The organism is Pseudomonas sp. ZY71, from assembly GCF_036542145.1.
Classification (GTDB): Bacteria; Pseudomonadota; Gammaproteobacteria; order Pseudomonadales; family Pseudomonadaceae; genus Aquipseudomonas; species Aquipseudomonas koreensis_A.
The window spans coordinates 1012820-1035849 of sequence record NZ_CP144274.1 but is presented as its reverse complement, the minus strand read 5'-3'; the positions used below and the strand labels follow the sequence as shown (position 1 = coordinate 1035849).

General features: G+C 59.7%; 25 protein-coding genes. 11 read left to right on the top strand and 14 right to left on the bottom strand.

The window, feature by feature from the left end; genetic code table 11:
• Positions 1-71: 71 nt before the first annotated feature.
• The 5 genes from VY732_RS04415 to VY732_RS04395 are packed head-to-tail and all read right to left on the bottom strand — an operon-like array spanning position 72 to position 3103.
• Entirely contained in the window at positions 72-377 is a 306-nt protein-coding gene (locus VY732_RS04415) for an STAS domain-containing protein (protein WP_331694711.1), read from the bottom strand.
• Positions 374-1018: an MlaC/ttg2D family ABC transporter substrate-binding protein gene (locus tag VY732_RS04410; RefSeq protein ID WP_077571134.1), complete on the bottom strand. Its 645-nt coding sequence runs from the start codon at positions 1016-1018 to the stop codon at positions 374-376. The genes VY732_RS04415 and VY732_RS04410 overlap by 4 nt, the downstream gene beginning before the upstream one ends.
• Positions 1019-1029: 11 nt before the next feature.
• Entirely contained in the window at positions 1030-1497 is a 468-nt protein-coding gene (mlaD, locus tag VY732_RS04405) for an outer membrane lipid asymmetry maintenance protein MlaD (RefSeq protein WP_007912400.1), read from the bottom strand.
• Complete coding sequence (gene mlaE / locus VY732_RS04400; RefSeq protein ID WP_007912402.1) at positions 1497-2294, bottom strand: lipid asymmetry maintenance ABC transporter permease subunit MlaE; 798 nt, start codon at positions 2292-2294, stop codon at positions 1497-1499. Before mlaE ends, mlaD begins: the two co-directional genes overlap by 1 nt.
• Positions 2294-3103 carry an ATP-binding cassette domain-containing protein gene (locus tag VY732_RS04395; protein WP_007912403.1) on the bottom strand — a complete coding sequence of 270 codons (810 nt, stop codon included), beginning with the start codon at positions 3101-3103 and terminating at the stop codon, positions 2294-2296. The genes mlaE and VY732_RS04395 overlap by 1 nt, the downstream gene beginning before the upstream one ends.
• 275 nt (positions 3104-3378) lie before the next feature.
• On the opposite strand from VY732_RS04395, the gene VY732_RS04390 reads away from it, so the two are divergent.
• From VY732_RS04390 to VY732_RS04345, 10 genes are all read left to right on the top strand, one after another.
• Complete coding sequence (locus VY732_RS04390) at positions 3379-4353, top strand: KpsF/GutQ family sugar-phosphate isomerase (protein WP_077571133.1); 975 nt, start codon at positions 3379-3381, stop codon at positions 4351-4353.
• Positions 4353-4877 (top strand): KdsC family phosphatase, encoded by a 525-nt coding sequence (locus tag VY732_RS04385; RefSeq protein ID WP_077571132.1) that lies wholly within the window; start codon positions 4353-4355, stop codon positions 4875-4877. Before VY732_RS04390 ends, VY732_RS04385 begins: the two co-directional genes overlap by 1 nt.
• 8 nt (positions 4878-4885) lie before the next feature.
• Complete coding sequence (gene lptC, locus VY732_RS04380; protein WP_038357537.1) at positions 4886-5458, top strand: LPS export ABC transporter periplasmic protein LptC; 573 nt, start codon at positions 4886-4888, stop codon at positions 5456-5458.
• On the top strand, positions 5445-5990 hold the full coding sequence (gene lptA / locus VY732_RS04375) for a lipopolysaccharide transport periplasmic protein LptA (RefSeq protein WP_034154485.1): 546 nt from the start codon (positions 5445-5447) through the stop codon (positions 5988-5990). The genes lptC and lptA overlap by 14 nt, the downstream gene beginning before the upstream one ends.
• Complete coding sequence (lptB, locus tag VY732_RS04370) at positions 5990-6715, top strand: LPS export ABC transporter ATP-binding protein (protein WP_008085069.1); 726 nt, start codon at positions 5990-5992, stop codon at positions 6713-6715. The genes lptA and lptB overlap by 1 nt, the downstream gene beginning before the upstream one ends.
• Positions 6716-6902: 187 nt before the next feature.
• Entirely contained in the window at positions 6903-8393 is a 1491-nt protein-coding gene (locus tag VY732_RS04365; RefSeq protein ID WP_077571131.1) for an RNA polymerase factor sigma-54, read from the top strand.
• 73 nt (positions 8394-8466) lie between these two features.
• A complete protein-coding gene (hpf, locus tag VY732_RS04360) occupies positions 8467-8775 on the top strand; it encodes a ribosome hibernation-promoting factor, HPF/YfiA family (RefSeq protein ID WP_077571130.1) in 309 nt (102 codons plus the stop codon).
• A gap of 11 nt (positions 8776-8786) precedes the next feature.
• A complete protein-coding gene (ptsN, locus tag VY732_RS04355) occupies positions 8787-9251 on the top strand; it encodes a PTS IIA-like nitrogen regulatory protein PtsN (protein ID WP_077571129.1) in 465 nt (154 codons plus the stop codon).
• Positions 9252-9253: 2 nt separating this feature from the next.
• Positions 9254-10111: an RNase adapter RapZ gene (rapZ, locus tag VY732_RS04350; RefSeq protein WP_038357533.1), complete on the top strand. Its 858-nt coding sequence runs from the start codon at positions 9254-9256 to the stop codon at positions 10109-10111.
• Positions 10112-10126: 15 nt separating this feature from the next.
• Positions 10127-10402, top strand: coding sequence for an HPr family phosphocarrier protein (locus tag VY732_RS04345; protein WP_123594953.1), 276 nt, complete (start codon positions 10127-10129; stop codon positions 10400-10402).
• A 94-nt stretch (positions 10403-10496) separates the two neighbouring features.
• On the opposite strand, the gene VY732_RS04340 is transcribed toward VY732_RS04345, so the two are convergent.
• From VY732_RS04340 to pmbA, 6 genes are all read right to left on the bottom strand, one after another.
• Positions 10497-11396: a ZIP family metal transporter gene (locus VY732_RS04340; protein ID WP_331694705.1), complete on the bottom strand. Its 900-nt coding sequence runs from the start codon at positions 11394-11396 to the stop codon at positions 10497-10499.
• Between the two features lie 30 nt (positions 11397-11426).
• Positions 11427-12038: a superoxide dismutase gene (locus VY732_RS04335; protein WP_116029474.1), complete on the bottom strand. Its 612-nt coding sequence runs from the start codon at positions 12036-12038 to the stop codon at positions 11427-11429.
• Position 12039: 1 nt separating this feature from the next.
• The gene (locus VY732_RS04330) at positions 12040-12480 is read right to left on the bottom strand and encodes a hypothetical protein (protein WP_016984162.1); all 441 of its coding nucleotides are present in this window, start codon (positions 12478-12480) and stop codon (positions 12040-12042) included.
• Between the two features lie 27 nt (positions 12481-12507).
• Positions 12508-13890, bottom strand: coding sequence for a class II fumarate hydratase (locus VY732_RS04325; RefSeq protein ID WP_331694703.1), 1383 nt, complete (start codon positions 13888-13890; stop codon positions 12508-12510).
• 253 nt (positions 13891-14143) lie between these two features.
• A complete protein-coding gene (locus VY732_RS04320) occupies positions 14144-14539 on the bottom strand; it encodes a FagA protein (RefSeq protein ID WP_331694702.1) in 396 nt (131 codons plus the stop codon).
• Between the two features lie 251 nt (positions 14540-14790).
• A complete protein-coding gene (gene pmbA / locus VY732_RS04315; protein WP_038357527.1) occupies positions 14791-16137 on the bottom strand; it encodes a metalloprotease PmbA in 1347 nt (448 codons plus the stop codon).
• A gap of 108 nt (positions 16138-16245) precedes the next feature.
• Between pmbA and yjgA the strand changes: the two genes are divergently transcribed.
• Positions 16246-16770 (top strand): ribosome biogenesis factor YjgA, encoded by a 525-nt coding sequence (gene yjgA / locus VY732_RS04310; protein WP_007915377.1) that lies wholly within the window; start codon positions 16246-16248, stop codon positions 16768-16770.
• Positions 16771-16821: 51 nt separating this feature from the next.
• On the opposite strand, the gene tldD is transcribed toward yjgA, so the two are convergent.
• Genes tldD through VY732_RS04295 form a run of 3 tightly spaced genes read right to left on the bottom strand, consistent with a single transcriptional unit; the run spans position 16822 to position 22994 of the window.
• Positions 16822-18264, bottom strand: a complete 1443-nt coding sequence (tldD, locus tag VY732_RS04305) for a metalloprotease TldD (protein WP_007915374.1) — start codon at positions 18262-18264, stop codon at positions 16822-16824.
• A 4-nt stretch (positions 18265-18268) separates the two neighbouring features.
• Positions 18269-19129: a carbon-nitrogen hydrolase family protein gene (locus VY732_RS04300; RefSeq protein ID WP_331694700.1), complete on the bottom strand. Its 861-nt coding sequence runs from the start codon at positions 19127-19129 to the stop codon at positions 18269-18271.
• 58 nt (positions 19130-19187) lie between these two features.
• Entirely contained in the window at positions 19188-22994 is a 3807-nt protein-coding gene (locus tag VY732_RS04295; protein WP_331694698.1) for a YhdP family protein, read from the bottom strand.
• Positions 22995-23030: the final 36 nt, after the last annotated feature.

Genomic DNA, 23030 nt, shown 5'->3' with positions numbered 1-23030 from the left:
ACAAAAAAGCCCCGCGCCTGCGAACCCCGCATGGCAGGACTCTGACGGGGGGCTTCTTTATAGATGCGGGTTCAGGGGTGCGCCAACAGTTCGGTCAGTTCACTGACCTGAGCAATTTCGCGCATGTCTTCGGGCATCGCACGGATGCTCACAGCCTTGCCGGCCGCGCTGGCATCGCGCATGAAGCACAGCAGCAACGACAAACCGACGCTGCTGGACTTCTTCACCGCCGAGCAATCGATCACCAGCGAAGCAGCCTTGCTGGACTTGATCAGCGCCTGGCCTTGCTTGCGCAGGTCGGCACCGGTGCGATAGTCCAGCACTCCGCTGAGCAGAAGCTCGTCGACATCACTCATACGAACTGCGGCCTCATTCATTGCGCGGGGTTCTTTTCGGTGGCTTCCTTGGCCTTGGCCACTTCACCGGCCCAACCATTGATGGTCTTGTCCAGGTCGTTGCCATTGCGCTGCATCGCGTCGGCGAACTGATCACGGAACAGCTTGCCGATGTTGATGCCGTTGATGATCACGTTGCGCAGTTTCCACTCGCCGTTGATCTTCTCCAGTGTGTACTGCACAGGATAGATTGCGCCGCTGCTGCCCTTGACGGTCATGTTGACGCTGGTGCGGTCGCCCGATTCGTCCTTGGCAGGATCAACAGTAATGCCCTGGTTGTTGTACTCGAGCAAGGCATTACCGTAGAACTGGAACAGGCCTTTCTTGAAGTTTTCCTGGAAGGTCTGCATCTGCGCCGGCGTGGCCTTGCGCGAATACTTGACCGTCATAATACTCTTGGAAATGCCTTCGGCGTCCACCACTGGCCCGACGATGCTGTTGAGCGCCGCGTAGAAATCCGTCGGATCCTGCTTGTATTTCTCTTTGTTGGCAGCCAGGTCGGCCAGCAACCGGGTGGTAGTGTCCTGCACCAGTTCATGCGCGGATTGCCCAGGCGCAGCGTTAGCCATCAGTGGCAATGCCGCGAGCAACACCAACAGGCCACGTCGCAAGGTAGAAATCATTCAAAAGCTCCTCATTTGGCGTCTTTGCTAACGGTATTGAGCAGGAATTTACCGATCAGGTCTTCCAGTACCAGTGACGACTGGGTGTCGTGAATGGTTCCACCATCCTTCAGCGGTTTGTCTTCCCCGCCGACGCTGATACCGATGTACTTCTCGCCCAGCAGACCAGCGGTCAGGATAGACGCTGTGGAGTCAGTCGGCAGGTTGTCGACCTTTTTATCCACTTGCAGGGTGACCCGACCGGTGAAGCTGTCGCGATCCAGATCGATCGCCGTGACCTTGCCGATGGTCACACCGGCCATGGTCACTTTGGCTCTGACCGTCAAACCGGCGATATTGTCGAAATAGGCATACAGTTTATAGGTGTCGGTGGTCGACGTCGGAGACAGACCACTGACCCGCAAAGCAAGCAGCAACAAAGCCAGGATCCCTGCCAGCAGGAACAGGCCGACACCGATTTCCAGGGTGCGGTTTTGCATCAGAAATCTCCAAACATCAAAGCAGTCAGAATAAAGTCCAGGCCGAGCACTGCCAGCGAGGCAAATACCACGGTCTTGGTGGTGGCGCGACTGATGCCCTCGGAAGTGGGCTCACAGTCATAGCCTTGGAATACGGCGATCCAGGTCACGACAAAGGCGAAAACGATACTTTTGATTACGCCATTGAGCACGTCACTGGTGAAATTCACGCTGTTCTGCATGTTCGCCCAATAAGAGCCTTCATACACACCCAGCCAGTCGACGGCCACCCACGAACCGCCCCAAATCCCGACCACGCTGAAAATCATCGCCAGCACTGGCAGGGAAATGAAACCGGCCCACAGGCGCGGGGCAATTATGTACTTGAGCGGATCGACGCCGATCATTTCCAGACTGGAAAGCTGTTCGGTGGATTTCATGTTGCCGATCTCGGCGGTCAGCGCCGAACCGGCACGACCGGCAAACAACAATGCCGTCACCACCGGACCGAGTTCACGCAACAGGGTCAGTGCAACCATCTGCCCCACCGCCTGCTCCGAACCGTAGCTCGACAGAATGCTGAAGCCCTGCAGCGCCAGCACCATGCCGATGAAGATCCCGGAAACGACGATGATCACCAGCGACATGACGCCGACTGAATGCAGCTGCTTGACCAGCAGACTGAAACCTCCGCTGATCCCGCCACGCCCCAGCAAGGCATGAAACAGGAACAGCGTCGCACGACCGAACACCGCGACGGCGTCGATCGCCGCCTCGCCGAACCGGCGCACGCGTTCTATTAATGAAATTCTGCGCATCAGCGCTTCCCCAGAAGATCTGCGCGGTAATCCGTCGCTGGAAAATGGTACGGCACCGGGCCATCGGGATCGCCGGTCATGAACTGACGGATACGCGGCTCGTCCGAGTTCATCAACTCGTCCGGCGTACCCTGCCCCAGCACCTGACCATCACCGACAACATAGATGTAGTCGGCGATGCTCGCGGTTTCAGCCAGATCGTGGGACACCACGATACTGGTAATCCCCAGCGCATCGTTGAGCAGACGGATCAATCGGACCAGCACGCCCATGGCGATCGGGTCCTGCCCGACGAACGGTTCGTCGTACATGAGGATCTGCGGATCGAGCGCAATCGCCCGCGCCAGTGCGACGCGGCGTTTCATGCCACCGGACAGCTCGTCCGGCATCAGCTCGATGGCACCGCGCAGACCAACCGCCTGCAGTTTGAGCAGGACGATGTCGCGGATCATTTCTTCCGGCAGATCGGTATGAACACGCAGGGGGAAAGCCACGTTCTCGAATACATCGAGATCGGTGAACAGCGCGCCGCTTTGAAACAGCACACCCATGTGCTTTCGCGCATCGAACAGATCGCTGCGCGAAAGCGCAGGCAGGTTCTGGCCGTTGACCCAGACTTCGCCGCTGGCAGGGCGCAATTGTGCGCCCATCAATCGCAGCAGCGTGGTCTTGCCACACCCGGAAGGCCCCATGATGCCGGTGACCTTGCCGCGCGGGATGCGAATATCGACGTTATTGAAAATGCTGCGCGCACCGCGCTTGAAGGAAACTCCCTTCAGCTCGACCGCGTAGGCGTTATCGGCACTCATCTAAACTCCTTGCGATGCAGCCTCTCACTCGGACGCCTGTCTTTACTTAAAAAGTACGTACATCCCGGGCAGGCCGAACTGGCGGCGAACTATATCACTGCAAAGGCTACGCGCCCAAGGCTTGTACCTGCCTGAGTTCGGCGATATGACAGGTGCGCAGGCTCTTTTGCCGGGTTTTGGTAACCAGGAATGACAAAGCACGACGAACTAGCGTGAGGCTTTGCAACATAACCGCTATAATCGCCGCCTTTTCATCGGGCTAAACGATTTCTGACATGAGCCAATCCAGCGATCTGATTCAATCGGCACAACGCACCATCCAACTCGAAGTGGAAGCCGTACAAGGCTTATTGCCCCATATCGACGCCGATTTCGTACGCGCTTGCGAGATAATCCTGAACAGCAAGGGCCGTGTAGTCGTGGTCGGCATGGGCAAATCAGGACACATCGGCAACAAGATTGCCGCCACGCTGGCCAGCACTGGCACTCCGGCCTTTTTTGTTCACCCGGCCGAGGCCAGCCATGGCGACATGGGCATGATCACCCGCGACGACGTGATCCTGGCCCTGTCGAACTCCGGCTCGACCAACGAAATCGTCACGCTGCTGCCGCTGATCAAGCGCCTTGGCATCCAGCTGATCAGCGTCACCGGCAACCCGCAATCGCCGCTGTCCAAAGCTGCCGAAGTCAATCTCAACGTGCACGTCGAGCACGAGGCCTGCCCGTTGAACCTGGCGCCGACCTCTTCGACGACTGCGGCCCTGGTCATGGGCGACGCCCTCGCCGTCGCGCTGCTTGAGGCCCGCGGCTTCACCGCCGAAGACTTCGCCTTCTCCCATCCTGGCGGTGCCCTCGGCCGTCGCTTGTTGCTGAAAGTGGAAAACGTCATGCATTGCGGTCAGGCGTTGCCGCAAGTACAACGCGGCACATTGCTCAAAGACGCGCTGATGGAAATGACCCGCAAGGGCCTGGGCATGACCGTCATCCTTGAAACTGACGGTAAACTGGCCGGGATCTTCACTGACGGCGATTTGCGCCGCACACTGGATCGCAGCATCGACATTCGCAGCGCCACCATCGATCAGGTGATGACGGCCCACGGCAAGACGGCCCGGCCGGAAATGCTGGCCGCCGAAGCCCTGAAAATCATGGAAGATAACCGAATCAACGCTTTGGTAGTCGTAGACGAGGAAGATCGCCCGGTCGGCGCCTTCAACCTCTCCGATCTGCTGCGCGCAGGAGTCATGTAATGAGCAACGATCTGCTGCAACGCGGCAAAGCGATCAAACTGGCGGTTTTCGACGTCGATGGCGTCCTTACCGACGGGCGCCTGTACTTTCTTGAAGACGGTAGCGAATTCAAGACCTTCAACACCCTCGACGGTCAGGGCATCAAGATGCTGATGAACGCCGGCGTGCAGACCGCCATCATCAGCGGCCGCAAAACGCCGGTGGTCGAGCGTCGAGCGAAAAACCTCGGCATCCCGCACCTGTTTCAGGGGCGCGAAGACAAATTGGTCGTTCTTGACGGCCTGCTGGAGCAACTGGGCCTAAGCTATGAACAGGTCGCCTACCTCGGTGACGACCTGCCTGACTTGCCGGTGATTCGCCGTGTAGGCTTGGGCATGGCCGTGGCCAACGCGGCCGACTTCGTCCGCGAACACGCCCATGGCGTTACCCGAGCCCGCGGTGGTGAAGGTGCCGCCCGCGAATTCTGCGAACTGATCCTGCGCGCCCAAGGCCACCTCGATGCGGCCAACGCCGCGTACCTGTGAGCCAAGCCATGTTCAGCAAAAAATTTCGTAACTTCCTGCTGTTCGGCTGCATCGCTGCGATTTTCGCAGCGGTCGGCTACTGGAATATCAGCCCGGAACGCTTTCTCGACAAACCACCGGTCACCTCGGTGGAAACGCCTATCGACTGGTATGCAACCAACACGCATACCCTGCAATACCTGCCGGATGGCAAGGTGCAGTATGAAATGACGTCCGAAAAAGCCGAGCACGTGAAGGCAACCGACGTCACGCTCGTGACCAAACCCGACCTGAACATGTATCGCGGAACGGAATTTCCGTGGCACGTGACCAGTGAGCGCGGCGAAGTGAACTCAGGCGGCACCGAAGTCGAACTGATCGATTCGGTACGCGTTGCGCGCACCGATGAAAAGAAGCGTGACATCCTGATCACGTCCACTCGCATGACCGTGTTCCCGCAGCAGGAATATGCGCAGACCGAGCAACCCGTTAGAATCGACGGCGCTGGCGGTGTATCGACTGGCGTTGGAATGAAAGCGTACCTGAAGGAAAGCAGGATACACCTGCTATCGAACGTAAGAGGACAGTATGAGGCTCGTTAAAACCCTCCCTATTTTGCTCAGTCTGGGCGCAGCACTGGGAAGCGTGAGCGCCTGGGCTCTGCCGAACGATCAGCAGCAACCTATCCGCATTCAGGCCGACGACGCCCAACTGGATGACAAGAACGGCATCGCCACCTACAAGGGCGACGTGATCATCACCCAAGGCTCGATGAAGGTGACCGGTAATACCGTGACCATCACCCGCACCCCGGCCGGCGATATCGACGTGGTGACTTCGGTGGGCAACCTTGCCTACTTCGAACAACTGCAGACCGCTGGCGACACCAAGCCGGTTCAGGGCTGGGGCGTGACGATCCAGTACCATGCTGCGCAGAATCGCGTCGTGCTGATCGACAAGGCCAAGGTTGTCGACAAGGACAACAACACGACGCAAGGCGAGAAAATCGTCTATGACACCGTGAAGAAACTGGCCAGCGCCGGTCGCGCTACCGGCAGCAAGGTTACCGAGGCGCGTCCGCGCATCGATATGGTGATCCAGCCGAAGAAGAAAACCGACGAGAAAACCCAGTAATGGCAACTCTGAAAGCTCAGCACCTGGCCAAGGCCTATAAAAGCCGCCAGGTCGTGCGTGACGTCAGCCTGTCGATCGACAGCGGCCAGATCGTCGGCCTGCTCGGCCCGAACGGTGCCGGCAAGACCACCTGCTTCTACATGATCGTCGGCTTGGTACAGGCCGATCAGGGCCGCGTACTGATCGATGATCTGGACGTCAGCCACCAGCCGATGCACGGCCGTGCAAAGGCCGGGATCGGCTATCTGCCGCAAGAAGCGTCGATCTTCCGCAAACTGTCGGTGGCCGACAACATCATGGCCATCCTCGAGACCCGTCAGGAACTCGACAAGGCCGGTCGCCGCAAAGAGCTGGAAAGCCTGCTGCAGGAATTCCACATCAGCCACATCCGCGACAACCTCGGCATGAGCCTGTCCGGTGGTGAACGCCGCCGGGTGGAAATCGCTCGCGCGCTGGCAACGGCACCGAAATTCATCCTGCTCGACGAACCGTTCGCCGGTGTCGACCCGATTTCGGTCGGCGATATCAAGCAGATCATCCACCACCTCAAGGCCAAAGGCATCGGTGTGCTGATCACCGACCACAACGTTCGTGAGACGCTGGATATCTGCGAAACCGCTTACATCGTCAACGATGGTCAGTTGATTGCCGAGGGCGATGCAGAAACCATCCTGGCCAACGATCTGGTCAAGGAAGTGTATCTGGGCCACGAGTTCCGCCTGTAAGCGCAACAGTGCCCGGTGCGCCGCCCGGGCGCTGTATCGATTCAAGCAGGATTTAATACGCTTTAATTGTTACAGCGCTCTAGGCAAACACTTCAGTTTCAGGCATATAATTTGCTTAAGTTTGGCGCTCCGGCGCCCTGTAGTGGATGGCGCATAGCGCCGGCGAATAAGGTGTTAAGCCCCTGCCATGAAACCATCGCTAGTCTTGAGAATGGGCCAGCAGCTGACGATGACACCGCAGCTGCAACAGGCCATCCGCCTGCTCCAATTGTCGACCCTGGATCTGCAACAGGAAATCCAGGAGGCGCTGGAATCCAATCCGATGCTCGAACGCCAGGAAGAAGGCGACGACTTCGACAATTCCGACCCCATGGCCGACAACGCCGAACAGAAGCCCACCGAAATCCAGGAACCCTCCTATCAGGAAACCGCGCCGACGGTGGACAACCTCGAGGACGGCGAATGGAACGAGCGCATCCCCAACGAGCTTCCGGTCGACACGGCCTGGGAAGACGTCTACCAGACCAGCGCCAGCAGCCTGCCCAGCAGCGACGATGACGAGTGGGATTTCACCACACGCACGTCCGCCGGCGAGAGCCTGCAAAGCCACTTGCTGTGGCAGCTGAACCTTGCACCGATGTCCGACACCGATCGCCTGATCGCCGTGACCCTGATCGATTGCATCAACAATCAGGGCTACCTGGACGAAACCCTCGAAGAGATCCTTGAGGCGTTCGACCCGGAACTGGACATCGAACTGGACGAAATCGAAGCCGTCCTGCACCGCATCCAGCAGTTCGAACCGGCCGGCATCGGCGCGCGCAATCTCGGCGAATGCCTGCTGCTGCAATTGCGCCAGTTGTCGGCCAAGACACCTTGGCTGGCTGAAGCGAAACGTCTGGTCAGCGATTACATCGACCTGCTCGGCAGCCGCGACTACAGCCAGTTGATGCGGCGCATGAAGCTCAAGGAAGACGAACTGCGTCAGGTCATCGAGCTGGTGCAAAGCCTTAATCCGCGCCCGGGTTCACAGATCGAATCAACCGAAGCCGAATACGTCGTGCCCGACGTGATCGTGCGCAAGGACAACGAACGCTGGCTGGTCGAACTCAATCAGGAATCGGTGCCACGCCTGCGCGTCAACGCCCAGTACGCTGGTTTCGTCCGCCGCGCCGACACCAGTGCCGACAACACCTTCATGCGCAACCAGTTGCAGGAAGCCCGCTGGTTCATCAAGAGCCTGCAGAGCCGCAACGAAACCCTGATGAAAGTTGCCACCCAGATCGTCGAGCATCAGCGCGGTTTTCTGGAGTACGGCGACGAAGCGATGAAGCCATTGGTCCTGCATGACATCGCCGAAGCGGTCGGCATGCACGAATCGACGATTTCACGGGTGACCACGCAGAAATTCATGCATACCCCGCGCGGTATTTATGAGCTGAAATACTTTTTCTCCAGCCACGTCAGCACCTCCGAAGGCGGCGAATGCTCGTCCACGGCGATCCGCGCGATCATCAAAAAACTGGTTGCTGCGGAAAATCAGAAAAAGCCGTTGAGTGACAGCAAGATCGCTGGTTTACTGGAGGCACAAGGCATTCAGGTGGCTCGCCGCACCGTCGCCAAGTACCGCGAATCCCTCGGGATCGCGCCTTCGAGCGAACGCAAGCGGTTGATGTAAGCCACGTTACAGCGTTCCAGTGGCAGGCTATCCAGCCTGCCGCTTTATGCACTGGCAACGAAGGAGAAGCTGTATGCAAGTCAACATCAGTGGACACCAACTGGAAGTGACCGAACCTCTGCGCGACTACATCAATGAGAAACTTCAACGATTGGAGCGCCATTTCGACAAGATCACCAACGTGCAAGTCACGATGTGCGTCGAAAAGCTTAAGCAGAAAATCGAAGCCACCTTGCATATTCCCGGCAGCGAAGTGGTCGCCAACGCAGAAGATACTGATATGTATGCTGCGATCGACTCACTGACCGACAAGCTGGATCGCCAACTCAAAAAGCATAAGGAAAAGACCCAAAGCCTCCTCCAGGGCGCGACAGGTCGATAACCCCCCATTCCATGATCCGACTTGAAAGTATCCTGACCCCCGGCCGTTCCCTTGTGAACGTGCCGGGCGGCAGTAAAAAGAAAGCTCTCGAACAAATTGCCAACCTGATCGCCCGCGAAGTGCCGGATCTGGCCATGCAGGATGTCTTCGAGGCGTTGATTGCCCGTGAAAAACTCGGTTCCACCGGTTTTGGTAACGGCATCGCCATCCCCCATTGCCGCCTCAAGGGTTGCCAAGCGCCGATCAGCGCGCTGATGCACCTTGACGCTCCGATCGATTTCGACGCCATTGACGGCGCTCCGGTTGACCTGCTGTTTGTTTTGCTGGTCCCGGAAGCCGCCACCGATGCGCATCTGGAGTTGCTACGTCAGATCGCCAGCATGCTGGATCGTAAGGAAGTGCGCGAAAAGCTGCGTAGCGCACCGAGTAGCGAAGCCTTGTATCAGGTCGTCCTGAGCGAGCAGAACGGGCATTAATCATGCGTTTGATCATCGTCAGCGGCCGTTCCGGCTCGGGTAAAAGTACGGCTCTGGATGTCCTTGAGGACAACGGCTATTACTGCATCGACAACCTGCCCGCAGGCTTGCTGCCGGAACTGGCCGAACGCGCGCTGATTCACACTGAGCTGGCGCAACCGCTGGTGGCCGTATCGATCGATGCGCGCAACCTGCCGAGTCATCTGACGCGCTTTCCCGAGTTGCTTGAAGATGTCCGGGCCAAGCACATCCAGTGCGATGTCCTGTATCTGGACGCCGACGAAGAAACCTTGCTCAAGCGTTTCTCCGAAACCCGCCGTCGCCACCCGCTGAGCAACGCCAATCGCTCGCTGGCCGAAGCTATCCAGGATGAAACCGCCCTGCTCGGCCCGATCGCCGACCTCGCCGACCTGAAGATCAACACCACCAATCTGAACCTGTATCAGCTGCGCGACTCCATCAAGCTGCGCCTGCTGAATCAGCCGGAGCCGGGCACCGCGTTTCTGGTCGAGTCATTCGGCTTCAAGCGCGGCATGCCGGTGGATGCAGATCTGGTGTTCGACGTGCGCTGCCTGCCCAATCCGTACTGGAAGCCGGAACTGCGTGCGCAATCAGGTCTTGATGCGCCAGTGGCCGAGTACCTGGCCGCACAGCCGGAGGTCGAAGAAATGTTCCAGGACATCTTCACCTACCTGCACAAATGGTTACCGCGCTTTGCCGCGAGCAACCGTGCCTACGTCACCATTGCCATTGGCTGCACCGGCGGACACCATCGCTCCGTCTACCTGACCGAACGCCTGGGTCAGGCCTTGCAGAAAACCCTGAAGAACGTCCAGGTTCGCCACCGCGACCTCACTTAAAGGATTCACACCGCGATGCCTGCTCTGGAAATCGAAATCATCAACAAGCTGGGCCTGCATGCCCGCGCATCGGCCAAGTTTGTCGGGGTGGCCGGGCAGTATCCGGATTGCTCGATCAGAGTGGGCCGCACGCCAGACACCACGGTTGACGGTAAAAGCATCATGGCAATGATGATGCTGGCGGCTGGCAAGGGCACCAAGATCTATTTGAGTACTGAGGGCGAGAAAGATCAGGAAGCGCTGGATGCGCTGGTGGCGTTGATCAACAACTATTTCGACGAAGGTGGCTGACAGCCAAAATCAAAAGATCGCAGCCTTCGGCAGCTCCTGCATTGGAATGCGTTCCCTGTAGGAACTGCCGAAGGCTGCGATCTTTTGATCTGCTTCAGCCCAACGCCGTATCCATCACCATCATCAGACAAAACCCGATCAACAGGCCAAGGCTGGCCAGTTTGTCATGACCATGGCGTCGTGATTCCGGGATGACCTCGTGGGTCACCACCAGCAACATTGCCCCCGCCGCCAGTGCCAGACCTAATGGCAGCAGCACCTGCGCCAGACCGACCAGCCACGCACACAGCAACGCAAACACCGGTTCGACCAGACCTGACGCCGCGCCGATCAGGAACGCCTTGACCCGCGACATTCCTGCCCCGGCCAATACCAGCGCAATCACCAGACCTTCCGGCACATCCTGCAGGGCAATGCCCATGGCCAGACTGTCCGCATCCGGCATGCCGCCGCCGGCAGAGACGCCAACGGCCATGCCTTCCGGGATGTTATGGGCAATGATGGCGAACACGAACAGCCAGATCCGCGGCGGAATAACCGGATGCTCGACAGTGCCGACGAGCATTTCCGGGGACGCGCCGGAAACCTGGCGATCGACCAGATACAAGCCAAACGCACCGAGCATGATGCCGAAGCAGATCAGGCCACTGGCGCCCCACGGAGTCAGGCCGAGGCTTTCAGCGGCGGCAATGCCCGGCACGATCAACGAAAACGCCGTCGCCGCCAACATCACCCCGGCACCAAAACCCAGCAAAGTATCGCTGAGTGCCTGCGGCATGCGCCGAATCACCAGCACCAGCACCGGCACCGCGCCAAGCGCCGTGCCGAGGGCGCAGATCGCGCCGCCCTGCAACGCCCGCGACAGCCTCGGCTCGAGATCCAGCCATTCCAGCCCGTGGGCGACCAGCAAGGTCATGCCCGCCAACAGCAACAGCGATCCCACTGCGTAACGAAACATACGCCCACTTCCGATCGCCAGTGTCTCAGTGCCCATAGTCAGCCTTGGATTGTTTTTATAGAAGACTTAAACCAGTGCGGCCTGATAGCGCGCAGCCACTTCAGGCCAATTGATCACGTTGTAGAACGCATTGATGTATTCCGGACGACGGTTCTGATAACGCAGGTAATAGGCGTGCTCCCAGACGTCGAGACCGAGAATCGGCGTGTTGCCATTCATCAACGGGCTGTCCTGGTTGCCGCTGCTTTCCACGATCAGTTTTTTCTCCGGGGTCACGCTGAGCCAGGCCCAGCCGCTACCAAATCGAGTCAGTGCGGCTTTGGTGAAGGATTCCTTGAAGCTGTCGAGGCCGCCCAGATGTTCATCGATGGCCTTGGCCAGCGCGCCATCCGGCTTGCCGCCACCGTTGGGCACCATCACTTCCCAGAACAGCGAATGGTTGGCGTGACCGCCGCCCTGATTGATCACCGCCGCACGGAGTTTTTCCGGCAGATCCTTAACGCTGGCGACCAGTTTTTCTACCGGCCACTCAGCGTATTCAGTGCCTTCTACCGCCGCGTTGAGGTTGTTGATGTAGGTCTGGTGATGCTTGGTGTAGTGAATCTCCATGGTTTGCGCATCGATATGCGGTTCGAGGGCGTCGTAGGCGTAAGGCAAGGCAGGCAAGGTAAAAGCCATTTCAATGGACTCCATGGTGATGTGGGGCAGGCGCGCGGCGCGCATTGCCGGTATCCGGGTGCAGCAGGCGCTGGGTGCGCGGGTATTCGCCGTGTTCACTGATGAAATTCAGCAGCTCGACGTAGGTCTTGCTGCTCTGGCGCAGCGCTGCTTCACGCAAGGCCAGGCGCTGACGTTCGTCCTGCATGGTCTGCAACAGTCGTTGATGGATCGCGCAGAGGTATTCGGCGCTCTCCTCCGGCTGGTTCAGGCGCAAGTGCAGATCCGCCAGGTTGTGGTGAGAAATGACGCAGGCCGCCACCGCTTCGTCGGCATCCGCCCAGCGTTCGAATAACACTTGCGCCAGGGCCAGGGCTTGCAGGTAAGCCTCACGGGCGTCGATCAATTCGCCGAGCATGAAGCAGCGATTGGCCCGTTCGATCGTGCGTTTCCAGTGCTCCATGGTGAGCCTCCAAAGCGGTTGCAGGTTTTACACGCCGCCGGCGGTGAGTTTCTCGGGATTGAGCAACTCTTCCAGTTGGCTGCGCGACAGGTCGGTATGTTCGAGGGCGACGTCGATCACCGCGCGGCCTTCCTTGTAGGCCTGCTTGGCGATTTCAGCGGCTTTCTGGTATCCGATGATCGGGTTGAGCGCGGTGACCAGAATCGGGTTGCGTGACAACGCTTCCTTCAGGCGCGACTCGTTGACCTTGAAGCTGGCGATGGCTTTGTCGCCGAGCAGGCGGCTGGAGTTGGCCAACAGTTCGATGCTGCTCAACAGGTTTTGCGCGATGATCGGCAGCATCACGTTGAGTTCGAAGTTGCCCGACTGTCCGGCGATGGTGATTACCGAGTCGTTACCGATGACTTGCGCGGCGACCATGGCGGTGGCTTCCGGAATCACCGGATTGACCTTGCCGGGCATGATCGACGAGCCCGGTTGCAAGGCCTCCAGTTCGATTTCGCCGAGGCCAGCGAGCGGGCCGGAGTTCATCCAGCGCAGGTCGTTGGCGATTTTCATCAGCGACACGGCGGTAGCTTTTAGCTGACCGGAGACGGCGACGGCGGTGTCCTGGGAGCCGATCAGCGCAAACAGATCCTTGCCCGGGGTGAATTGCACGTCGGTCAACTGGCTCAGCTGACGACTGAAACGCGCGGCGAATTCAGGATGCGCGTTGATCCCGGTGCCCACCGCCGTACCGCCCTGCGCCAGCGATTGCAGACTCGGCAGCAAATCCTGCAGGTGGCCGATGTTGGCCTTGAGCTGCTGCGCCCAGCCATTGAGTACCTGGCTCATGCGCACTGGCATCGCGTCCATCAAATGCGTGCGGCCGGTTTTGACGTGGTGATGTACCTGCTCGGCTTTGTGCTCGATCAATTGCACCAGATGCAACAGCGCCGGCAGCAATTGTTCGTGCAGGGCCAGCGCGGCGCTGACGTGGATGGTGGTCGGGATGATGTCGTTACTGCTCTGGCCGCAGTTGACGTGATCATTGGCGTTGACCGGCTCGCCGAGCAAACGGCTGGCCAGGGTGGCGATCACTTCATTGGCGTTCATGTTGGAACTGGTGCCGGAGCCGGTCTGGAAGATGTCCACCGGGAAATGCTGCATGAAATCGCCTTCGAGCAAACCTTGCGCGGCGTCGCTGATGGCTTTGCCCTGAGCGGCAGTGATCTGGTTGAGTTCGACGTTGGCGCGGGCTGCAGCGGCTTTGGCGAGGATCAGCGCGCGGATGAATTGCGTCGGCATCGGCTTGCCGCTGATCGGGAAGTTATCCACTGCGCGCTGGGTCTGCGCGCCGTAGAGAGCGCCCACCGGCACCTGCAGTTCGCCCATGCTGTCGCGCTCAATACGTGTCTGAGGGTCTGCCATCAGTTATTTCCTATGTCGCGTTGTGTATGAAAGCGGGCCAGGCAAGGCGCAGTCCGCTGGTAATGGTTTTTCCCTTGCCAAGGACTGCAACGCAGTCTGGCCCGCTTTCAGACACAACCCGGAGGGCCGCGCCTGCTGTTGCGCAGGGCTGCGTTGCTCGGAGCTTATTTGGAACGACCAAACCTCACTCCTCGCGCCTTGCCCTGCGCAACAGCAGGCGCGGCGCGGCATAGGAAATAACTGATGGCAGACCCTACTCATCGGTAAATCCTTGGACTAATTCAATGAGAGGAATCGAGGGAAGCAGTTCGCAAGTGGCGAGCTGCCAGGTGTAGCGTTGCCAGCGGTTGAGCCGGCATTTGCACAGGGACAGGCGTTCCATTTCACGCAACGGGCGCCAGGCTTGATCAAGACAGAGGCTGCGCCAGTGCCACGGCAAGGCGATGTCGGTGGCCGTGTCGAGCAGCAAACGGAAGGAGGTTTCAGCGATGGTCCAGGGAGACGTTGCCGTACAACAGGCCAGATACCGGCCTTCGGCCAGATAGTGTTCGATCAGGCGCGGCTCGTCGGGATCCATCGCGCAACGGATCTGGCGACTCATCCAGCGCCAGCTTTCGAGGTACGGCTGCTCGTGCAAGGCAAAACTCATGATCCGGGGCTCATCCGATAATGAGATTTATTATTAGATGATAATGAGAACCAAAACAAGAGTGCCTAGTTACACAGACTCCATTGTGGGAGCGAGCCTGCTCGCGAAGGCGTCCTGTCAGTCACCGCTGCGGTCGGCTGTTAAATCGCTTTCGCGAGCAGGCTCGCTCCCACATTGGTTTTGTGTGGAGCCAATAAAAAAGGCGCGCCACCCGATGAGGTAGCGCGCCTTTTGTGTAGGACGGCTGGGCTTTAGCTGCCCGCGACAGTCATCCGCTCGATCAACACCGAGCCGGTGCGAATGTTGCTGCGCAGTTCCAGATCATTCCCCACGGCAACAATCTGCTTGAACATGTCACGCATGTTGCCGGCGATGGTCACTTCCTGAACCGCAAACTGGATTTCGCCATTCTCGACCCAGAAACCTGCTGCACCACGCGAATAATCGCCGGTGACCATGTTCAAGCCATGGCCCATCAGTTCGGTGACCAGCAACCCGCGCCCCATGCGCTTCAACAGCGCCGCCTGGTCTTCGTCGCCATGGGTGACGAACAGGTTGTGTACGCCACCCGCGTTAGCGGTGCTCGGCATACCCAGTTTGCGTCCGGAGTAAGTGCCGAGGATGTACGACACCAACTCGCCTTTTTCGACGAAAGGTTTGGCATACGTCGCCAGACCATCACCGTCGTACGAAGCACTGCCCATTGCGCGCATCAGATGCGGACGCTCATCGATGGTCAGCCATTCCGGGAACAGCTTTTGCCCCAGAGTGCCTTCAAGAAACGACGATTTACGATACAGACTGCCGCCAGACACCGCCGAAAGGAAACTGCCAAACAGACCGCCCGCCAGCTCTGCGGAAAACAGTACCGGCACCTCGCAGGTCGGCACTGGACGCGCGCCGAGACGGCTTGCCGCCCGTTGCGCAGCACGTTGACCGATGCTCACCGGATCGGCCAGCAATTCGCCCTGACGGCTCACGTCATACCAGTAATCACGCTGCATCTGGCCATCAGCTTCGGCGATCATCACGCAACTCAGGCTGTGCCGAGTCGAGGCATATCCACCGATAAAACCGTGGCTGTTGCCGTAAACGCGGCAGCCCTGATGGGTGCTGAGGGTGGTGCCATCGGCGTTCTTGATCCGCGCATCGGCGTCGAATGCTGCCGCCTCACAGAGCAGAGCCTTCTCGATAGCTTGCTCCGGAGTGATGTCCCATTCATGGAACAGATCGAAATCCTGCTGCTCGCGGGCCATCAGCGCAGCGTCAGCCAGGCCCGAGGCTTCGTCTTCCGAGGTATGTTTGGCGATGGCCAGTGCCGCAGCAACGGTCTCGCGAATCGCATCCGGGCCGGTTGCCGAGGTGCTGGCCGAGCCTTTGCGCTGGCCTACATACAGCGTGATGCCAAAGCCCTGATCACGGTTGAATTCGACCGTTTCGACTTCGCGCTGGCGCACCGAGGTCGACAGACCCTGCTCGAGCGACACGGCTACTTCGCAGGCGCTGGCGCCCTGACGCTTGGCTTCGGCGATGATCTGCTCGACTTGTTCCTGCAGTGCCGGCAATGCCTGCGGGCCGACGCTTTGAACTGCACTCATGCTCATCTCCACTCAAATTCTGCTTTCGGCTAGGGTCATCGAGCGACCGGGCCGGACAAGCGGCCCCCGACTGGTTATCATGGCGGCGTTTCTTTGCGGACTGCCACCATGGTTGATTCTTACGACGACTCCCTCGATACGGGAGAAAAAAGCAAATCTCAGGTCAAACGCGAGCTGCATGCTCTGGTTGACCTCGGCGAGCGCCTGACAACACTCAAGCCTGACTTGATCGCAAAACTGCCACTGACCGACGCCATGCGCCGGGCCTTGGCCGATGCGCCCAAGCACACCGCGAACATCGCGCGTAAACGGCACTTGCAGTTCATCGGCAAACTGATGCGCGATCAGGACACTGACGCGATTCTGACCTTGCTCGATCAACTTGATGCCTCCACTCGCCAGTACAACGAGCGTTTCCACAATCTCGAACGCTGGCGTGATCGCCTGATCGCGGGCGACGATGCCGTGCTGGAAAAATTCGTCGTCGAGTACCCGGACGCCGATCGCCAGCAATTGCGTTCCCTGATCCGTCAGGCTCAGCACGAGGTTGCGCAAAACAAACCTCCTGCTTCCAGCCGCAAGATCTTCAAGTACATCCGTGAGCTGGACGAGACTCAACGCGGTCTGCGTTGATATTCGCCACCGGGTGGCCGCCCTGCGCGCCACCCGAAGCTCCACCTCTTCTTATGCGCCCGTGCCACCCACGGTGATCGCATCGATTTTCAACGTCGGCTGACCGACGCCTACCGGCACCGACTGCCCATCCTTGCCGCACGTACCCACACCGCTGTCCAGCGCCAGATCATTACCGACCATCGACACCCGGCTCATCGCCTCGGGGCCGTTGCCGATCAACGTCGCGCCTTTGACCGGCGCGGTGATCTTGCCGTCTTCGATCAGATACGCCTCGCTGGTGGAGAACACGAACTTGCCGCTGGTGATGTCGACCTGACCGCCGCCGAGGTTGGCGCAGTAGATGCCCTTCTTCACCGAAGCAATGATTTCCGCCGGATCGCTTTCGCCGCCGAGCATGTAGGTGTTGGTCATGCGTGGCATTGGCAGATGCGCGTAAGACTCGCGACGACCGTTACCGGTGCGAGCCACCCCCATCAGACGCGCATTAAGCTTGTCCTGCATGTAGCCCTTGAGTACGCCGTTTTCGATCAGCGTGGTGCACTCGGTCGGGGTGCCCTCGTCGTCGACGCTCAGCGAACCGCGACGGCCGCTCAATGTGCCGTCATCGACGATAGTGCAAAGTTTCGAGGCAACCATTTCGCCCATGCGCCCGCTGTAGGCCGAACTGCCCTTGCGGTTGAAGTCGCCTTCGAGACCGTGGCCGACGGCTTCGTGCAACAGCACACCGGACCAGCCCGAACCCAACACCACCGGCAACGTACCGGCCGGTGCCGGAATTGCTTCAAGATTCACCAGCGCTTGGCGCAAGGCTTCGCGGGCATAACCCATGGCGCGGTCTTCGGCGAGGAAATAACGGTAGTCGGTACGCCCGCCGCCGCCATGCCCGCCACGCTCGCGACGGCCATTCTGCTCAACAATCACACTGACGTTGAAACGCACCAGCGGGCGCACATCCGCCGCCAGGCCGCCGTCGGTGGACGCCACCAGAATGCGTTCCCAGACGCCAGCCATGCTGACGCTGACCTGCTGAATACGCGGGTCAAGCGCGCGGGTAGCCACATCGATGCGCTTGAGCAGCTCGACTTTCTCGGCGCGAGTCAGCACTTCCAGCGGGTTGTCCGGCGCGTACAGTTGCGCGACATCCTGCGTGGTGAACGCTTGCACCGTGCCGTTCTGGCCGGCGCGGGAGATCGAGCGCGCGGCACGGGCCGCTGCGCCGAGGGCTTCGAGGGTGATCGCGTTGCTGTAGGCGAAACCGGTTTTTTCACCGGACTGCGCACGTACGCCGACACCTTGGTCGAGGTTGAAGCTGCCTTCCTTGACGATGCCGTCTTCCAGCGCCCACGACTCGGAGATCTGGCCTTGGAAATACAGGTCGGCCGCATCGATGCCGGGGCCGGCAAGATCACCGAGCACGCCTTGCAGGCTCTCGATCGTCACGCCGCCGGGCGCCAACAGGTGATCACTGACTGAGGACAACAACTCGCTCATAGGTTTACGCCTTAAATTCGTGTTCTGAAGCAGGCCGCTGGGCGCCCTGCGAGAAAAACCGCCGATGACTGGTCACCGGCATTCGCGCCCTGATGGACGCTTGTTCAATACTGTCGCGTTCGGCCAACAACACCGCTTCGCCTTGATCCTGACTCGTCAGCACGCGGCCCCACGGGTCGATAATCGCCGCATGGCCGAAGGTTTCGCGCGGTCCCGGATGGGTCCCGCCCTGCGCGGCGGCCAGCACATAACATTGTGTCTCGATGGCCCGCGCGCGAATCAGCACATCCCAATGCGCTGCGCCGGTCACCGCAGTAAAGGCTGACGGTGCGGTGATCAACTCGGCACCGGCGGCACGCAATTCGCTGTACAGCTCGGGAAAGCGCAGGTCATAACACACGGTCAGACCGAGCTTGCCCACCGGCGTTTCGGCAACCACCACGCCACTGCCATAAGCATAGTCATCGGATTCGCGATAACGGCCGCGATTGTCCGCCACATCGACATCAAACAGATGCAACTTGTCATAGCGTGCAACGATTTCGCCATGCTCATTGACCAGCAGCGAGCAGGCATTGGCTTTGGCCGTCGGTTGATTGACCGGCGGCAACGGCAAAGTGCCGGCCACTATCCATAACTTGAGGTCGCGGGCAGTCTGTTTCAACCACGGCAGGATCGGTCCTTCGCCGAGCGCCTCGGCACGGCCGATGTCAGCAACGTCACGACGGCCCATGGCGGCGAAGTTTTCCGGCAGCACCGCCAGCTTCGCGCCGCCGGCAGCAGCCTGTTCGAGCAGGCGTCGGGCCTGAGCCAGATTGGCCAGCACGTCGCTCTGGCTGACCATTTGAATCACCGCTAAAGACATGGCGAACTCCGCAAGAGGTATGCGGCCATGCTACTCCATCGGTTCAGGGGCTGGCTGTTCAAAAAGGTTTGTCGAAGGTGATTTTCGGCTCTTTCCATGGACCTTTGACGGTGTATTTCACACTGGCAAAGCGCGCCACACGATCACCGATGAGCTTGTCGATCAGGAACAGTGCGCCGCCAACCGCTGGTGCGCCGACGATCAACGCTGCGATCGGCAGGTTGTTGGTCACCGGCAAGGTCACCAACAATTTGGCGTCGACCTTGTCGCCGACCAGATCCAGAGTGCCGTCCAGCTCAAGGTTGCTCGAAGGGCCGGTCAGGCGAATCGGCTCACGGGTGACATACACACCATTGTTTGCCACCAGCAAGCCTTTGACCCGGTCGTAGCTCAAGCCTTTGCCGAACAGATCGGAGAAGTCCAGACGCAAACGGCGGCCGATAGAGTTGAAGTTGAGCAGACCGAAGACTCGCAACGCCTGGGCGCCGCCCTCCACTTCGACAAACTGGCCTTTGTTCAGCGACGCATCGAGGGTGCCGGAGAAGCGCTTGGTCGCCAGCCATGCCGGCGAGCCCGGCCAACGGCCATCGACGTCCATGTGGAATTCTTCGCTGGTCACGCTCGGGGCAAATCCCCAGCCCTTGAGGACATCAGCGAGATTCTTGCCGCCAATCCGGCCCTTGAACCAGCTGTTGGTCGCACCCGGCGTGCCTTCCCAACCGCCATTACCCTGCAACAGGATGCCTTTGAGGCCCATGTCGAGGTTGTTCAGGGCGATGCCTTTGGCAGTCGGGCGCACCTTCAGCGACCAGCCGCCGACCAGATCCGGGCCGAGGAACAGTTGATTGATGGTGATATCCAGCGCGGGAATTTTCGTCGGATCGACCGACACCAACGGATCTGGCGAATTCTCGTCAGCCTGCACCGTCGGGTCCGGCGCTGGCAGTTTCACGTATTGCAGATTGACCGCAATCGGCACGCCCTTGGCGTCTGGCAGGCTTGCCGAACCTTTGGCCTGCTGGCTGTCGAGCGCCAGATTCCACGCGCCCGGCTTGCGATTGACCTGAACCGACGCCTGATCCAGCGTGGTGCCGAACGCGGTGAGCTTGCCGACCTTGAAATCAGCACTGTTGAGCAATTGCTTGGCGCTGCCGCCCGGATCCTGCCCAGCGTATTTGTTCACCAGGTCCTGCCACGGTGCGACGTCCAGCTCCGAGAGCACCCCGCGAATCCGCAAACCCTTGGCGCCCGGCAGCACGGCTTCGCCGGCACCGAGGAACAGCTCGCCACGGCCCTCGGCAAAATTGCTCGGCGGCGCGGCAAAAGTGAAGTTGGCCAGTTGGTCGTAATTGACCCAGTAACGCCGCTCCTGCCCCTGCAAGGTCATGCGGAACACGGTATCGCGCCCGACATCCGCCGCCATGCCGAACGGCGCGGGCAAGTCCACCGCAACGCCTTTCATGCTGGAGCTGACCAGCAACTGGCTGTCGGCGCCGTCCAGATTCAATTGCAGTTGATACGGAATGGTCCCGGAGACCGGCAGTGGTTGTGTCACGCCCAGCCAGTCTGTGAGTTTCTTGACCTCGACCTGCCCGGATGCCGCCACCCGAGTCCTGAGTTTGCCAGGGCTGCCGTCGGCGAAAATCTGCGCAGTGACCGGTTTATCGAAGGCACGCGCGGCGATGTTCTGCCCGCTGAGACCTTTGGCGCTGTCAAAGCGGAAATCACCCTTGAGCTGGGTCAGCTCAAGTTTCGGCTCGGCCAGCTTGAGGCGCGCATTGGCGGTTTTGAAGTCGACGAGGATTTTCGGCTGGTCGCCGCCCTTGTCCAACGGGATATCGAGCTTGAGCTTGCCTTGCAGATCGCCCGCGCCTTCCCAACCGGCGAAGGTTTCACCGGTGCCGATCGGTGCGTCCTGCAGAATTTTCAGGCCATCACCGAGGCCGCCGGCAAAGCCGCCATCGAGATACATGTGCGTGTGTTGCCCGGCCGGTACGTGGGGAATATTGACGAAGACATCGCTGACCTGAGTGTCGAGCAACTGGCCCTTGTCAGCCCAGATCCGCACGCCACTGTCTTCGATGAACACGTCGCCACTGACCTTGCTCACGTGCGGCCAGCCTGGCTGGAAGGCCAGTTCAGCGTCGTGCACCTTAAAGAACAGACTGATGCTGCGATCGGCCTCCCCGGCGTTCTTGCTCAGCGAGCCCTGATACTGGAAGAAACCCTGATCGACCGCGCCTTTGAGAATCGCCGTACGCAGCCACTCGTCGAGCGCCGGGCTCAACACTTCGGGCAGGTATTTGGCCGTATAGCGACCATCGCCATCGACCAGACCGACCCGCAGGTCCATGTAGTCTTCCTGGCTATGATCGAAATGCAGGCGAATCAGGAAATCGCCGGCAATCTTGCCCTCCTCGCCGAGCACCTTCAGGTATGGAGCGATCAGGGTAAAGCCGTCTTTATCGAGCTTCCAGGTCAGCCGCGCGTTGGCCTGGAGGTACTGCCATGGCTTGGCGAAAATCGGATCGAGGTGCAGGACAAAATCCTTGCTGTCCATGCGCAACTCGCCACCGTCGAGGTTGCCACTGAGGCTGCCGCTGACGTTTCGAGCTGCCGGCGCGCCGTGATAGGCGTCGAAACCGACGTTATCCAGGTTGGTGGCGAAGCTGAATTTGTTGCCATCGGTGGCATTGGGGCGGAAATCCAGCAACACATTGCGCAGACCACCGGTGACTTTCAAATGATCAACGGCCGTGGCGAATCCTTGCGGCAGCGGCCCCAAGGCGTTCAGTAGTGGAGTGATCGGGGTCAGATCGAGACGATCCGCCTGCAAGTGCCAGAGTTCTTCGACCTTGTCGGTCGCGCGCATCTGCTTCAGCTGTACATGCGACTCCCAACGGTTTTCACCAAAACTCATCGCCAGCGAATCGAGGGTAACGGTCGCGCCCTCCGCACTGTTCTCGTAGTAGGCGTTTAGCGCCAGATTATTGATCTGGATCGGCTTGCGATCGGCGTAAGCGCCGGTCAGTTGCGGCGCGTTCAAACGGAGCGCCGCACTTTGCAGCGTGCCCTTGGCCCAATTGACCCAGAGTTCGCCGCCGGCCTTGATCTCGGAAAAATTCCATTGTTGGGTCAGACGCTCCGGCAGCCACTTCGACCAGTCGCTTTGCGGCAGGCTGGCATACCCCTCCACCACACTGTCCTGCCATTGCTCCGGGCGAATTCGCGTGCGCAGACTCAACGCGACAGGCTGGCCATCGGGCAAGGTCAAACGCGCATCGAGGCGCTGACGGCTGGCGCCGGTTTTCAGATTGAGGCCGACATAGGTGAGCGTCAGCGGCGCGTGATCCTGCGGCTGCAAGGTCACCTGACTGTCGAGCACCGACAGTTGTTGAATCATCTGCGAGCGCTTGAACAGTTGCTGCGGATCGAGCGGCTGATCGTTCTGCACCGGCAGACCTTCCAGCGCCCAAGTGCCGTCTTCGGCCTCCTTGAGGCTGATTTTCAGGCCGTTGAGTTCGAGATGGGCAATGCGCACTTCGCGCGCCAACAGACTGGCCCAGAGATCCGGCACCGCTCGCACGCGGTCCAGACGCAACGCATTGGCACCAGCCCCGACCATCACATCATGGGCCAGCAGGATCGGCGCAAAACCGCTCCAGTTGCCTTCCAGTTCGCCGATCTGCAACGGCATACCAAGGGCGGCGCTGGCCTTGTCTTCGATGTCGGCGCGATACTCGGCCACCAACGGGGTCAGCTCACGGCCGAGACTGACGTACAACGCCATCAACACCAGAACCAACGCGCACAGGCCCAGCCCCCAACGGGTGAGTGCGGCCAGAATGCGTGTCAGACGCTCCATGTCAGTTGGCTCCCATGGCAAAAATACTGCGAAAAG

What these genes read in the sequence shown, in the direction of transcription:
- VY732_RS04415 (WP_331694711.1), bottom strand. Translation starts at nt 377, where the DNA reads ATGAATGAGGCCGCAGTTCGTATGAGTGATGTCGACGAGCTTCTGCTC.
- VY732_RS04410 (WP_077571134.1), bottom strand. Translation starts at nt 1,018, where the DNA reads ATGATTTCTACCTTGCGACGTGGCCTGTTGGTGTTGCTCGCGGCATTG.
- mlaD (WP_007912400.1), bottom strand. Translation starts at nt 1,497, where the DNA reads ATGCAAAACCGCACCCTGGAAATCGGTGTCGGCCTGTTCCTGCTGGCA.
- mlaE (WP_007912402.1), bottom strand. Translation starts at nt 2,294, where the DNA reads ATGCGCAGAATTTCATTAATAGAACGCGTGCGCCGGTTCGGCGAGGCG.
- VY732_RS04395 (WP_007912403.1), bottom strand. Translation starts at nt 3,103, where the DNA reads ATGAGTGCCGATAACGCCTACGCGGTCGAGCTGAAGGGAGTTTCCTTC.
- VY732_RS04390 (WP_077571133.1), top strand. Translation starts at nt 3,379, where the DNA reads ATGAGCCAATCCAGCGATCTGATTCAATCGGCACAACGCACCATCCAA.
- VY732_RS04385 (WP_077571132.1), top strand. Translation starts at nt 4,353, where the DNA reads ATGAGCAACGATCTGCTGCAACGCGGCAAAGCGATCAAACTGGCGGTT.
- lptC (WP_038357537.1), top strand. Translation starts at nt 4,886, where the DNA reads ATGTTCAGCAAAAAATTTCGTAACTTCCTGCTGTTCGGCTGCATCGCT.
- lptA (WP_034154485.1), top strand. Translation starts at nt 5,445, where the DNA reads ATGAGGCTCGTTAAAACCCTCCCTATTTTGCTCAGTCTGGGCGCAGCA.
- lptB (WP_008085069.1), top strand. Translation starts at nt 5,990, where the DNA reads ATGGCAACTCTGAAAGCTCAGCACCTGGCCAAGGCCTATAAAAGCCGC.
- VY732_RS04365 (WP_077571131.1), top strand. Translation starts at nt 6,903, where the DNA reads ATGAAACCATCGCTAGTCTTGAGAATGGGCCAGCAGCTGACGATGACA.
- hpf (WP_077571130.1), top strand. Translation starts at nt 8,467, where the DNA reads ATGCAAGTCAACATCAGTGGACACCAACTGGAAGTGACCGAACCTCTG.
- ptsN (WP_077571129.1), top strand. Translation starts at nt 8,787, where the DNA reads ATGATCCGACTTGAAAGTATCCTGACCCCCGGCCGTTCCCTTGTGAAC.
- rapZ (WP_038357533.1), top strand. Translation starts at nt 9,254, where the DNA reads ATGCGTTTGATCATCGTCAGCGGCCGTTCCGGCTCGGGTAAAAGTACG.
- VY732_RS04345 (WP_123594953.1), top strand. Translation starts at nt 10,127, where the DNA reads ATGCCTGCTCTGGAAATCGAAATCATCAACAAGCTGGGCCTGCATGCC.
- VY732_RS04340 (WP_331694705.1), bottom strand. Translation starts at nt 11,396, where the DNA reads ATGGGCACTGAGACACTGGCGATCGGAAGTGGGCGTATGTTTCGTTAC.
- VY732_RS04335 (WP_116029474.1), bottom strand. Translation starts at nt 12,038, where the DNA reads ATGGCTTTTACCTTGCCTGCCTTGCCTTACGCCTACGACGCCCTCGAA.
- VY732_RS04330 (WP_016984162.1), bottom strand. Translation starts at nt 12,480, where the DNA reads ATGGAGCACTGGAAACGCACGATCGAACGGGCCAATCGCTGCTTCATG.
- VY732_RS04325 (WP_331694703.1), bottom strand. Translation starts at nt 13,890, where the DNA reads ATGGCAGACCCTCAGACACGTATTGAGCGCGACAGCATGGGCGAACTG.
- VY732_RS04320 (WP_331694702.1), bottom strand. Translation starts at nt 14,539, where the DNA reads ATGAGTTTTGCCTTGCACGAGCAGCCGTACCTCGAAAGCTGGCGCTGG.
- pmbA (WP_038357527.1), bottom strand. Translation starts at nt 16,137, where the DNA reads ATGAGTGCAGTTCAAAGCGTCGGCCCGCAGGCATTGCCGGCACTGCAG.
- yjgA (WP_007915377.1), top strand. Translation starts at nt 16,246, where the DNA reads ATGGTTGATTCTTACGACGACTCCCTCGATACGGGAGAAAAAAGCAAA.
- tldD (WP_007915374.1), bottom strand. Translation starts at nt 18,264, where the DNA reads ATGAGCGAGTTGTTGTCCTCAGTCAGTGATCACCTGTTGGCGCCCGGC.
- VY732_RS04300 (WP_331694700.1), bottom strand. Translation starts at nt 19,129, where the DNA reads ATGTCTTTAGCGGTGATTCAAATGGTCAGCCAGAGCGACGTGCTGGCC.
- VY732_RS04295 (WP_331694698.1), bottom strand. Translation starts at nt 22,994, where the DNA reads ATGGAGCGTCTGACACGCATTCTGGCCGCACTCACCCGTTGGGGGCTG.